This is a genomic window from Collimonas antrihumi (assembly GCF_018304965.1).
GTDB lineage: Bacteria > Pseudomonadota > Gammaproteobacteria > Burkholderiales > Burkholderiaceae_D > Collimonas > Collimonas antrihumi.
In genome coordinates, this window is the sequence record NZ_JAGQED010000047.1 from 1 (window position 1) to 11,751 (window position 11,751).

An 11,751-nucleotide genomic window follows, 5' to 3' on the forward strand; every position below is an offset into this window, starting at 1 on the left:
AGACCTGGCCGCCGTACAGCACCACCGGACGTTCCGCCTGCACCAGGATGTCGGCCAGCTTCTCGATATCGGCCACGTCGCCCAGCGATTTCACCGAAGCGCGGTATTGGCCGGCAGCCGGAATCACGGCTTTGCTGATGTCGATTTCACGGTCCAGCACATCGCGCGGGATTTCCAGATAGGCCGGGCCGGGCGCGCCGGCAAAGCAGGCCCGGATCGCCATCGACACCATGTCGGCGACACGTTCGGTGGAACGCACGCCTTCGGAGAACTTGGTAATCGGCCGCATCATCTCGGTATGCGGCAAGTCTTGCAGCGAACCCATCATGTGCTGGGTGATGCCGCCTTGGCCGCCGATATGCAACACCGGGCTTTCGGAACGGAACGCCGTGGCGATGCCGGTCACCGCATTGGTGCAACCCGGCCCGGCGGTGGTCACCACCACGCCCAACTTGCCGGTCTGACGCGCATAACCGTCGGCAGCGTGGGCCGCGACCTGCTCATGCCGCACGTCGATGATACGAATGCCTTCGTCGATGCAACCATCGTAGATATCGATGATATGGCCGCCGCACAGGGTAAAGATGGTGTCGACGCCTTCATTCTTCAGCGCACGCGCCACCAGATGTCCGCCTGACACCACGCCGGCGTCACGGCTCTTGCGTTTGAGCGTATCGTCGGCCGTGGTGCTCGACACTGCACCAGGCGCCACTTTCGACTCGGATATCACTGCTGTCATTGCTCCTCCTGTTATCGGTTATCCGCCAGAACAACGCCTCTTGCGTTGCTTTAGCTTGATGCCATCTTAGCTACCTCACCCAGCTTCCGGCATTGACCTCGGTCAAGTTTTCACGCATCATCTTTAACGCTGTCGACCATCTCTTAGAACGCTTACATGACCCTCATAGAAAATCATCCAGAGAAAAACATCATTCGTGTTCAGCTCCGCCAAAATAATGTTCTAAAAGAACTAAACGAGAGTGAGATGCTTGAACTGGAATCGCACCTGATCGTGGTGGATGGCGGCAAGGGGGAAATTCTGCTGCACCAGGGCATCCACGAGATGGAGCAATACTTCATCCTGGACGGCATCCTCAAGCGCGTAGTGACCAATCAGCAAGCCAAGGAAATGATCTTGCGCTTCACCGACGAGCGCGACATGGAGACCAGTTATGCCGCCTGGCGCCTGAAAACGCCGACGCCGTATAGCATCGTGTGCGTTTCCAAGGCGCGGGTTGCCAAATTGCCGCTGCAGCAATGGGCCGCCTTCATGGATAAACATCCGAAACTGAAGCAAACCTTCGAATATGAAGTCATGCGGCTGATGAGCGAGATCATGGCGCATACCATCACCCTGCATTTGCTGGATGCGCCGGGTCGCGTCCACCGGTTCTTACGCAAACATCCCGACCTCTACGATCGCATTCCTAAAAAGGAACTGGCGACCTATCTGAACATTTCCCCGGAAACCTTGAGCAGGTTGAAGCACCAGGGAAAAATCTAAGCGGCAGACAATATCGTGTATACATCGCGTAGACACAATATTGATACACGATAAGCACGATGCCCCCAAACGCAGAATCCATGCGGGTTCCGCGCTGATCAAGGCAAAGACGACGAAATGGTGTTGTATTCCGCGCCTATTTGTTTATATTGCAGTGCAAGATATTGACAGGACACATACCTGTTATCGGATAATGTCATTAGAAATTAAATTATTCGAGCTTTATAATGCAAAGCAACATAAGAGATTCTTACTTTGACAGGAGCATCACCATGACTACAGCTACCAACAGCTTCACCCCGGCGAACAGCACTGGGTTTTCCGCAAAAGTGGCAGGCGTTGCTTACGCTGTAGCCGCTACTCTGTTCAACATCAATCTGCGTGAATCGCTGGACGCAAAGACTACTGGCGACAAGACAGACGCCAGCTACACCTGGGGCATGTAATTCCAGGTGTTTTACAGACGTCTTTTTAGCGACGTCAGCAAAAAATTAAAAGAAGCAAAAAGAAACAAAAAAACAGCCAATCAAAGATTGGCTGTTTTGCTTTTAACTACCGACTTTAAGTTTCTGCGCTTCTTTTCCAGACGGCATTCCCGTGCCGCAGCAAAATCCAGTTATCCATCCACGTGATATCTAAGTTGAGCGCTTGACAGCACCTCCGGCATGCGGCGCTTCGAATCCCGACGAGTAGGCCGGTACCCCGGTGTCCACCCAACGCCTGCGCATTGGCGCCAATATGAATTTGGCCGTCAGGCCGGCGCCGATGGTAATCACCGCGGCAGCGATAAAGACCCGGTTCCAGGCGCCTCCCGCAGACAACACCGAAGTCAGCGGCACCAGCAAAGCTGCGGTGCCTTTCGCGGTATATAACGTACCGGCATTGCCCGCTGCATATTTGCTGCCAAAGGTATCCGCGCAAATCGCTGGGAAGATTGAAAATATTTCTCCCCAAAACAGGAATACCAAGGCCGCAAAGAACATGAAGGCATACGGATTATGGCCATATTGCATCAACCCCAGCAAAGCCACGCCCTCGCCGATGAATACAATGAACATGGTATTTTCCCGGCCGATCTTGTCGGATATGAAACCGCATAGTGGACGTGTGAAGCCGTTGCAAAGATTATCGATGGATAGCGTCATGGTGAGCAGCGGCAGCGTCACTCCCAGCAACGTGATCGGCAGCTTGGCCAGGCCAAAATCCTTGGCGATCGGAGCCAGTTGCGCTGTCGCCATCAGACCGCCTGCCGCGACGGCGACGAACAGCGCATAGATCACCCAGAACACCGGGGTCCTGATCATCTGTCCTGCCGTATAGTCGATTTTTGTCATGGTGATTTTCTTGGATACCACCACGCCCTTGGGCGGAACCGGCCTCACCATCAGCAAAGCCAGCAGGAAAATGCACACGCCTTGCAAAATACCGAAGAACAGGAATGCTCTTTCGTAGCCGGATGACTGGATCATGTTAGCGATCGGGATCACGGTCACCGCAGCGCCGGCGCCGAAGCCGGCAGCAGTCAAGCCCGCCGCCAGGCCGCGGCGGTCGGGAAACCATTTCAGCGCATTGCCGACACAGGTGCCGTACACGCAACCGGCGCCTATGCCCGAGATAATCGCCGCCGCATACAACTCGAACAGATTGGTTGCCATGGAATTGATTATCCATCCGGCTCCGGCAAACAGCGCGCCTGCAGCAATCACGGGGCGCGGGCCGAATTTATCGACCAGCCAGCCTTCGATCGGCACTAGCCAGGTTTCAGTCACGATGAAAATGGAAAACGATAGTTGAATTGCCGCTTGCCCCCAATGATGCTTGGCGTCCATCGGATTGACGAATAGTGTCCAGGCATATTGCAGATTGGCGACCAAGCCCATGCAGATGATGCCGATAATCAGTTGAATCCAACGATTAGGAGCTCGCTTGGCGTTGCTGGTGTCCATGTATCTTGTCTCCTGATGATTTTAGGATGCTTATGTTTTAGATGCTTATGTTTTATCTAATGCGTATTTTTCTTGCGTATTACGCATTAGGTGTTGCGTATTGCGTATTGCGTATTACCATTTGTATTACCTAAGTCTGATCCAATAGTACCTACCTCGTAGCAGCAACATACGCAACTTGTGCCATGATTCATTTTGCGAGAATTTCCTCGCCTAATCCTTGACGGCGGTTAAGAATGCGCACATTGCCGTTGAGTCGGAGCAGCCATTTACCCGGATTCAGGCGACGCGCTGCAACTGCACCTGGCCACGCTCTTCCTCAAAGGTTTTGCCTAGCAATTTCACCAGGGCGTAGACCGTATCGAGCTGCGGCGTCGGCGTATGCGTCAGGCGTGCCAGTTCGATTACCGATCCGACCAGTGCATCGATTTCCAGCGCGCGCCCTGCTTCCACGTCCTTCAACATCGAAGTTTTGTGCTTGCCTATTTTTTCGGCGCCGGCAATGCGTTTGTCCAACGGCACGCGAAAGCTGATGCCGAGTTTATTGGCGATCGTCTGCGCCTCGGTCATCAGTGCCGCAGCCAGTTCTCGCGACAGTGGAAACTGGCAGATATCGACCAGTGTCGAGTGGGTCAATGCACTGATCGGATTAAAGCTCAGGTTACCCCATAGCTTGAGCCAGATTTCAGAGCGGATATCGTCCAGCACCGGCGCTTTGAAGCCAGCGTTCACAAAACATTCCGAAATACGCAGCACGCGCTCGCTGTGGGAACCATCCAGCTCCCCCAAAGGAAAGCGTTCCCCTTCAAAGTGCCGTACCACGCCTGGCGCTACCAGCTCGGAAGCCGGATACACCACGCAGCCGATCACCCTCGATGCTGGAATTTTTTCACTGATCTTGCCGGTCGGATCCACCATTTTCAGATGGCTCCCCTCCAGGGCGCCGCCATTCTTGTGAAAATACCAATAAGGAATACCATTCTGCATGGTGACGATGGCCGTTTCCGGCCCCAGCAGATGATGCAACTCGTCGGCGACACTTTCCAGTTGATGGGCCTTGAGCGCCAGCACCACCAGATCCTGCGGTCCGGCCAGCCGGTAATTATCTGTAGCCTTGGCCTTATCGGCGACATGCTCCGAGCCATCCTCCATGATCAGCTTCATTCCATTGCGGCGAATAGCTTCGAGGTTGGCGCCGCGCACGATAAAGGTGACATCTTCGCCGGCCAATGACAGCTTGGCGCCGACATAGCCGCCAATGGCTCCAGCTCCTACAATTGCAATTTTCATGATTGCTCCGTACAAGTAATAAAAAATCTGTAAGCTTTGCTGCGGCTTCTATTCAAAGCGGTTGCTGAGTTTGCCGATGCCTTCTATTTCGACTTCGACCGTGCTGCCTGGCTTCATCGAGCCGACTCCGACCGAAGTGCCGCACAAGATGATGTCGCCGGGATAGAGCGTCATGTCCTGCGAGATCAGGCTCACCAGTTGCGCGGCTGAAAACAGCATGTCGCTGACCGGGTAATCCTGTCGCACCTCGCCATTCAATATGGTCTTGACTGTCAGCGTGCCCGGATCCAGGCCGCTTGCCACCACCGGACCGAAGGGGCAAAAGGTGTCCAGGCCCTTGGCGCGCACCCACTGGGCAAACGACGGGTCGCGATTCAAGATATCGGCGACTGTCACGTCATTGGCGCAGGTATAGCCGAATATGTATTTACCGGCATCGGCTTCGGATACCCGGCTGGCATTCTTTCCGATCACGATGCCCAGCTCGCCTTCGAACACCACTTTTCCGCCTGCGGCAGGCTGACGGACGATTCCCTGTGGATCCAGATAGGAGTTCGGCGACTTGATCAGATACAGTGGTTCGGCCGGCCGTGCCAGATTAAGCTTGGCGCCCAGGGCGCCAAAGTTATTCCACAACGCCAGTATTTTGCTGGGCTGCGTCGGCATCAGCACCTTCACGTCGTCCAGGTCCACAAATTTACCGGACGGTTTCGGCTCGGCGAACATGGCGCCTTCCCATATCTGGATCCGTTTGCCTTCCAAAGTGCCAAAGCGGATCGTGTCCTGATATTTAAAACGTAGCCAGCGCTGAATCATTTTTAATCTTCCCAGTACCTGTTGATGATTTGATTGCCAAGCCTTGTCGACTGCAAGGCTTGGCACGTTGAATGGCAGGTTAAACATTTATTGCGCACCGCTCCCGTCGCATCCGATTCCGGATACAAACAAGTTGCTGCCGCGTGGATAATGGCTCGATACCCGGCGCGCAGATACGGACTGCCTCTGCGTCGATATCCGCTTGGGTTCTTGAGAGGATCGCCCTCAAGAACCTATAGATAAAATCCGATGGTGGTCAGACTAGCCGATCGGGAATACGCCCTAACGCTTGAAGCTCTGCTGCTTTGATTTCATGTTCTGGAATCGACTCATCCATGAGTGCCTTTCGCATTGGTTTCAATACAAACCACGCCAGCAAAGCGGCAATCGCATTCATGACGCTGCTGACGACAAACACCGCCTCCCAACTGCCGGTCGCTGCTGTCAGCATGCTGGAAAGCGGCACCAGCAATGCCGCCGTACCCTTTGCGGTGTACAAAAGACCGGCGTTGGCTGCCGCATACTTGCTGCCGAAAGTATCGGCGCAGGTGGATGGAAACAAACTGTAGATCTCGCCCCAGGCAAAAAACACCAGGCCGGTCAGTATCACGAACAGCAGTGGATCGGCGCCGAATTTATACAACATCAGAATGCCGAATGATTCCAGCGCAAAGCAGATGAACATGGTTTGCTCACGCCCGATCTGATCAGATACCCAGCCGAAAAACGGCCGCGTCAATCCGTTCAGGACACGGTCGATTGCCAGTGCGAAAGTCAGTGCAGGCAAGACCAGGCCCATGATATTGACCGGCACATCCATGACCTGGAAGTCTTTAGCGATCGGCCCCAGCTGCGCGGTTGCCATCAAGCCGCCGGCGGCGACCGTGACGAACATCAGGTACATGATCCAGAAGACCGGCTGTCGCAGGACTTCGCTCGGACGATAGTCGCGCCTGCCTTGCTGTATCTTGATTTTCAGTGGCGTGCTGCCTTTCTTCAGATAATTTGGCGCAGCCTTCAGACCAAGTGCAATCAGAAACACGACCAGCCCCTGCCCTATGCCGAAATACAAGAATGCAGATTCATAGCCGCTGCTCTTGATCATCGCCGAAATCGGGATGATGGTGATTGCCGAGCCGGCCCCGAAACCGGCGGCGGTGAGCCCCGCCGCCAGTCCTCGCCGGTCCGGAAACCATTTCAGCGCATTGCCGACACACGTGCCGTACACAGCCCCTGCACCGACTCCGCTGATCGCCGCCGCGATGTACAGCATCGGCAGAGAGGATGCGAAAGAATTCATGACCCAGCCAAGGCCGCACAGGATACCGCCGACCAGTACCACCGGACGCGGCCCCAGCTTGTCGACCAGATATCCTTCGATAGGAACCAGCCAGGTTTCAGTTAGTACAAAAACGGTAAAGGCAATCTGGATCGCGGCTTTGCTCCAGCCGTATTTTTCAGAAATAGGATTAACGAACAAGGTCCAGCCATACTGCAGGTTGGCAATCATGGCCATGCAAATGATCCCCATGATTAACTGCCACCATCGATGCGAGTTCGATACCCTGCCCCCTGGTGCTGCACTATCTTGATTCATGTCTGCGTCTCCATTATGTGTGGTTTTCTGCGTCGCCATGAACATCGCGTTGTGCCTAGTCGTGCATGAGCGACCATGAGTGTTCACCTTGCATCCTTTCCTCCCGCTTTGCCGTCTTATGCGGCAATCGCAGAAAATGCAGGGTGCACTGATTGTGCGAGGACTTGTTGCGCCGATCCTTGACTGTGGTCAAGATTAGCAATTTTGCGTGGCTTAAAAATTCTGTCTCAGATGCCGATTTCGGCGCGCTGCACTTCCGCCCAGTTCACGTTGAAGCCAGGCTGGCTGCCTGATGCCTTGATGTTCTCCAGGCAGCGTGCTTTGGCGCATTCGATGGCTTTGATCAGGAAATCGGCGTCGTAGGCGCTCAGCAAATGGCGTTGGTGCGTTTCGATATACGAGCAGATCACGTTCTTCTCACCGGCGCTTGCCAGCAATGAACGGTAAGTGTCGAAATCCCAATGCCAGCTCAAGCCCAGTTCGTGAAAAGCGGCGTTGTAGGCAAACAGGGATGTTTCTTCTGCGAGGTCAAAAAAATTGCGCTCGATGGTGATACTAGCCATGATTCATTTCCTCCTAAATACACGTTTCAGTGATCGGAATTACCTGATGCATCCATCTGTATTTATCTCCAGACTTGAAGCTATGGTAGACAAAATAAATCATTAGTCATAGTTAAAGTTTTTGTGCATAATCATTAGTGAATACTTATTCTACAAAGAGGGACGAGAATGAAGAACGCGACGCTACGACAGCTGAAAACCTTCGAAACCGTGGCGCGCCACCTGAGCTATTCGCGTGCGGCGGAAGAACTGCACCTGACGCAACCGGCAGTCTCGTTGCAGGTCAAGCAACTGGAGGAGCATGCGGGGCTGCCCTTGTTCGAGCAACTTGGAAAAAAAATATATTTAACCGCAGCCGGCGTCGAAATGCTGCGTCATGGCCGCATGATCATCCAGCAGTTTCGTGAAACCGAAGACGCCATGGCGCAGTTGAAAGGCGTGTCTGGTGGACGCTTGAATGTGGCGGTAATCAGCGCCGGCGACTATTTCTTCCCGCGCCTGCTGGCCGAGTTCCAGCGCCGGCACGAGAATGTCAGTCTGAAGCTGACTGTGCATAATCGTGAAGAGCTGCTGCGCAGCCTGCAAGACAACCTGACCGATCTCGCGGTCATGGTCAGGCCACCGGAGGATCCCGGCATGATCAGGCAGGCGTTCGCGCCCCACCCTTACGTCATCGTCGCCTCGCCCCAGCATCCGCTGGCGGGCAAGAAGCGGATTCCGATGGCGCGCCTGATGCGCGAACCGTTCATCGTAAGAGAAAGAGGTTCGGATACCTGGAATTCGATGCAGGAGAGTTTTGGCGACCACCTGGCGCAACTCAATGTCGCCATGGAAATCAAGAGTTTTGAAACCATCAAGCAGGCGGTGATCGCTGGCATGGGCATCAGCTTCTTGTCAGTCCATACCATCAGCCTGGAGCTGCAAGTCGGCAACCTGGTGGTGCTCGATGTTCAGGGATTCCCGGCGATGCTGAACTGGTACGTGGTGCATCGCCAGAACAAACAGCTGCCGCCGGTGGCGATCGCCTTCGAGAATTTTCTGATGAGCGATGGCGCGCAGCTGATAGAGACGTTTACGCGTTTCAAGCTGAAACCTTGAGCTGAAATCCCAAGCTGAAACCCCTGGAATGGCTCTATGGCGTCACCAGCTCTTTAGCTTTTTTTGGGCGGCCGCCCAGTTTGCCATTTTCACGGGCGGCCTTGGCTTTCGCTTCGGTGGATATCTTGCCGCCCATTTTCCCGATCTCGGACGCCATCCAGCGCTTCGATCCGAGAAAACCTTCAAGCAATGCCGGCAGGTATAAATCGGCATCCAGATGCGGAAAATGGAGCCCCAGGCCGGAAGGCGTGATTTCGATGTCGGCGAGGTCTGCCGGATGCGCATGTTCCAGACCTTGAGCGTGTTTGGGCGAGAATGCCAGCTCTAATCCTGAGGCTAGCGAAATTACGATACGCGCAACGCGGCGATCATAATGAACCGCCACCACTGCGGGAAATGCGTTCCTGGTCGCGGCGGCTCGCTGGTGGGCCGCCTCGAAGGCTTTATCAGTAATATCCATGTATCTGACTCCATTTATCACAAAGAGCCGTCAAGCCGGCATTAAGGCCGCTTGCGATTTTGTTTAGCTCTTTATGTGAAAACCCATAATTCTCACGTAATTCGGACGGCCCATCCGGACAATGCAAACTGAACATTGCCTCGCAACCTTGCCCGATAACATGAACGTGGGCTGGACGATGGTCGTTTGGATAAATCGTTACACGCAGTCCGAAAATTGCAAGCACAGTAGGCATTATATCAAAACCCAAGCAAGTTGGGTTATTTATGGTTTATCAAGAAAACAACTCTACCCTAAACCGATATAAGGGAAATCGCGAAAACCTCCAAGCCACCTCAAATTACCGCATCAAAGCACCGTGTCAAAGCACCATCGTGCGCTGCTTCCGCAGCGTATCCAGCACAATCTCCATCAACTCCACGCCGTCGTGCTGATCCACATACTGCAGCAAGGAGCGCCGCATGCGCGGCTCCCAAAAGCGCTTGATGTGGCTGGCGATGTCGTGCTGCGCTTGCTCCCGGTCAGGCATGGTTTCAAAGAAACTGCCGATCTGGTTCGCCATCTTGATAAGGTTAGCCGGATTCATTTCCCGGCCTTGTCCGGGTTGGTTCATTTTCCGACCTCATCCAGAAGTTGTGTAGTCTCGCCGGCCAACAGACCCAGCTGCTCGCGATTAAACTGGTTGTATTGCCGTTGCCACTCTGACGGCTGCGCTACCGGCATGACCTGCACCGCCGTAACCTTGTATTCCGGGCAATTCGTCGCCCAGTCGGAATTGTCCGTGGTGATGACGTTGGCGCCGGATTCAGGGAAATGGAAGGTGGTGTACACCACGCCCGGCTGCACCCGCTCCGTCACCGTTGCGCGCAAAACGGTCTGTCCTGCACGCGATTCGATGCCGACCCAATCGTCTTCCTTGATACCTCGGTCTTCAGCGTCGTGCGGATGGATCTCCAGCCGGTCTTCGCTATGCCATTCGACGTTCTCGGTACGCCGGGTCTGGGCGCCGACATTATATTGCGACAGGATGCGGCCGGTGGTCAGGATCAACGGATATTTTTGCGTAACCTTTTCATCGGTAGCGATATATTGCGTATTGATGAACTTGCCCTTGCCGCGCACGAACTCATCGATATGCATGATAGGCGTGCCATCCGGTGCTGCATCATTGCATGGCCATTGGATGCTACCCAGTTTCTCCAGCCTGGCATAGCTGACACCGCGGAAGGTCGGCGTCAACGCCGCGATTTCATCCATGATTTCCGATGGATGCTTGTAAGGCATTTCATAGCCCAGCGCCTTGGCCAGGGCGATCGTGACTTCCCAGTCGGACAAGCCGGCTTTGGCTGGCATCACTTTGCGTACCCGCGAGATACGCCGTTCGGCATTGGTGAAAGTGCCTTCCTTTTCCAGGAACGAGGAACCTGGAAGGAATACGTGAGCGTACTTGGCGGTCTCATTCAAGAAAATGTCTTGCACCACGATGCATTCCATATTCGACAAAGCCGCTGTCACGTGCTGGGTATTCGGGTCGGATTGAACAATATCCTCGCCTTCGCAATACAGGCCCATGAAACTGCCTTCCATGGCGGCGTCGAACATGTTCGGAATCCGCAAGCCCGGCTCCGGGCTCAAGGTGACACCCCAGGCTTGTTCGAACTCGCCGCGCACGGTGCTGTCCGAAACATGCCGGTAGCCTGGCAACTCATGCGGGAACGAGCCCATGTCGCAAGAACCCTGGACGTTGTTTTGTCCACGCAGCGGATTGACGCCGACACCTTCGCGGCCGACATTGCCGGTGACCATGGCAAGGTTGGCGATGCCGATCACGGTAGTCGAACCTTGCGCGTGCTCAGTCACGCCGAGGCCGTAGTAGATGGCGCCGTTGCCTGCTGTCGCAAACAAGCGTGCCGCACCTCGCAACTCTGCTGCCGGTATGCCGGTGACCGCTGCCATTGCTTCCGGCGAGTTTTCGGGGCGCAGCACGAACGTTTTCCAGTCCGCGTACGATTGCTGGTCGCAACGTTCGGCAACGTAGTCAGCCTTTTCAAGTCCTTCAGAAAGAATCACGTGCGCCAAAGCTGTCACGACGGCGACATTGGTGCCTGGACGCAGCTTCAAATGGTAATCCGCTTCGATATGCGGTGACCGCACCATTTCAGTGGTGCGCGGATCGATCACGATCAGCTTGGCGCCCTGGCGCAGGCGGCGTTTCATTTGCGAGGCAAACACCGGGTGGCCGGATGCCGGATTGGCGCCGATAATCATGATGACATCGGACTTCATCACCGAATCGAAAGTCTGGGTGCCGGCCGATTCACCCAGTGTTTGCTTCAAGCCGTAGCCGGTAGGTGAATGGCAGACGCGGGCGCAAGTATCGACATTATTATTACCGAAAGCGGCGCGCACCAGCTTTTGCACCAGATAGGTTTCTTCATTGGTGCAGCGTGAGGATGTAATGCCGCCGATGGAATCTT

General features: G+C 54.7%; 13 protein-coding genes. 3 read left to right on the forward strand and 10 right to left on the reverse strand.

Annotated features, from left to right (window positions below; all coding sequences use genetic code 11):
- The coding region (locus tag KHU29_RS21590) for a thiamine pyrophosphate-binding protein (protein ID WP_211455391.1) at positions 1-739 on the reverse strand (739 nt) is incomplete at its 3' end.
- Positions 740-895: 156 nt separating this feature from the next.
- Here KHU29_RS21590 and KHU29_RS21595 point away from each other — a divergent pair.
- Positions 896-1,504, forward strand: a complete 609-nt coding sequence (locus tag KHU29_RS21595) for a Crp/Fnr family transcriptional regulator (protein ID WP_211455392.1) — start codon at positions 896-898, stop codon at positions 1,502-1,504.
- Between the two features lie 272 nt (positions 1,505-1,776).
- The gene (locus KHU29_RS21600) at positions 1,777-1,950 is read left to right on the forward strand and encodes a hypothetical protein (RefSeq protein ID WP_211455393.1); all 174 of its coding nucleotides are present in this window, start codon (positions 1,777-1,779) and stop codon (positions 1,948-1,950) included.
- A gap of 189 nt (positions 1,951-2,139) precedes the next feature.
- Here the strand turns inward: KHU29_RS21600 and oxlT (KHU29_RS21605) are convergent, their stop codons facing one another.
- The 5 genes from oxlT (KHU29_RS21605) to KHU29_RS21625 form a co-directional block, all read right to left on the reverse strand.
- On the reverse strand, positions 2,140-3,450 hold the full coding sequence (gene oxlT / locus KHU29_RS21605; RefSeq protein ID WP_211455394.1) for an oxalate/formate MFS antiporter: 1,311 nt from the start codon (positions 3,448-3,450) through the stop codon (positions 2,140-2,142).
- A 279-nt stretch (positions 3,451-3,729) separates the two neighbouring features.
- Positions 3,730-4,740 carry a 2-dehydropantoate 2-reductase gene (locus tag KHU29_RS21610; protein WP_211455395.1) on the reverse strand — a complete coding sequence of 337 codons (1,011 nt, stop codon included), beginning with the start codon at positions 4,738-4,740 and terminating at the stop codon, positions 3,730-3,732.
- A gap of 48 nt (positions 4,741-4,788) precedes the next feature.
- Complete coding sequence (locus tag KHU29_RS21615) at positions 4,789-5,556, reverse strand: fumarylacetoacetate hydrolase family protein (protein WP_211455402.1); 768 nt, start codon at positions 5,554-5,556, stop codon at positions 4,789-4,791.
- A gap of 256 nt (positions 5,557-5,812) precedes the next feature.
- Positions 5,813-7,153 (reverse strand): oxalate/formate MFS antiporter, encoded by a 1,341-nt coding sequence (gene oxlT, locus KHU29_RS21620; protein WP_211455396.1) that lies wholly within the window; start codon positions 7,151-7,153, stop codon positions 5,813-5,815.
- 227 nt (positions 7,154-7,380) lie between these two features.
- Entirely contained in the window at positions 7,381-7,716 is a 336-nt protein-coding gene (locus KHU29_RS21625) for an HAD family hydrolase (RefSeq protein ID WP_211455397.1), read from the reverse strand.
- Between the two features lie 168 nt (positions 7,717-7,884).
- On the opposite strand from KHU29_RS21625, the gene KHU29_RS21630 reads away from it, so the two are divergent.
- On the forward strand, positions 7,885-8,814 hold the full coding sequence (locus KHU29_RS21630) for a LysR family transcriptional regulator (RefSeq protein ID WP_211455398.1): 930 nt from the start codon (positions 7,885-7,887) through the stop codon (positions 8,812-8,814).
- A 34-nt stretch (positions 8,815-8,848) separates the two neighbouring features.
- Here the strand turns inward: KHU29_RS21630 and KHU29_RS21635 are convergent, their stop codons facing one another.
- The 4 genes from KHU29_RS21635 to fdhF all read right to left on the reverse strand — a co-directional run.
- Positions 8,849-9,274 carry a DUF2442 domain-containing protein gene (locus KHU29_RS21635; protein WP_211455399.1) on the reverse strand — a complete coding sequence of 142 codons (426 nt, stop codon included), beginning with the start codon at positions 9,272-9,274 and terminating at the stop codon, positions 8,849-8,851.
- Positions 9,261-9,509, reverse strand: a complete 249-nt coding sequence (locus tag KHU29_RS22590) for a DUF4160 domain-containing protein (protein WP_211455400.1) — start codon at positions 9,507-9,509, stop codon at positions 9,261-9,263. Before KHU29_RS22590 ends, KHU29_RS21635 begins: the two co-directional genes overlap by 14 nt.
- A 126-nt stretch (positions 9,510-9,635) precedes the next feature.
- Positions 9,636-9,860, reverse strand: coding sequence for a formate dehydrogenase subunit delta (locus KHU29_RS21645; protein ID WP_211455403.1), 225 nt, complete (start codon positions 9,858-9,860; stop codon positions 9,636-9,638).
- Between the two features lie 23 nt (positions 9,861-9,883).
- Positions 9,884-11,751, reverse strand: a 1,868-nt coding sequence (fdhF, locus tag KHU29_RS21650; RefSeq protein WP_211455401.1) for a formate dehydrogenase subunit alpha, incomplete at its 5' end; no start/stop codon positions are given.

Bases quoted from the DNA above. Each gene is read 5' to 3' on its own strand.
- oxlT (WP_211455394.1), bottom strand. From the start codon at position 3,450: ATGGACACCAGCAACGCCAAGCGAGCTCCTAATCGTTGGATTCAACTG.
- KHU29_RS21610 (WP_211455395.1), bottom strand. From the start codon at position 4,740: ATGAAAATTGCAATTGTAGGAGCTGGAGCCATTGGCGGCTATGTCGGC.
- KHU29_RS21625 (WP_211455397.1), bottom strand. From the start codon at position 7,716: ATGGCTAGTATCACCATCGAGCGCAATTTTTTTGACCTCGCAGAAGAA.
- oxlT (WP_211455396.1), bottom strand. From the start codon at position 7,153: ATGAATCAAGATAGTGCAGCACCAGGGGGCAGGGTATCGAACTCGCAT.
- KHU29_RS21635 (WP_211455399.1), bottom strand. From the start codon at position 9,274: ATGGATATTACTGATAAAGCCTTCGAGGCGGCCCACCAGCGAGCCGCC.
- KHU29_RS21595 (WP_211455392.1), top strand. From the start codon at position 896: ATGACCCTCATAGAAAATCATCCAGAGAAAAACATCATTCGTGTTCAG.
- KHU29_RS21645 (WP_211455403.1), bottom strand. From the start codon at position 9,860: ATGAATCCGGCTAACCTTATCAAGATGGCGAACCAGATCGGCAGTTTC.
- KHU29_RS21600 (WP_211455393.1), top strand. From the start codon at position 1,777: ATGACTACAGCTACCAACAGCTTCACCCCGGCGAACAGCACTGGGTTT.
- KHU29_RS21630 (WP_211455398.1), top strand. From the start codon at position 7,885: ATGAAGAACGCGACGCTACGACAGCTGAAAACCTTCGAAACCGTGGCG.
- KHU29_RS22590 (WP_211455400.1), bottom strand. From the start codon at position 9,509: ATGCCTACTGTGCTTGCAATTTTCGGACTGCGTGTAACGATTTATCCA.
- KHU29_RS21615 (WP_211455402.1), bottom strand. From the start codon at position 5,556: ATGATTCAGCGCTGGCTACGTTTTAAATATCAGGACACGATCCGCTTT.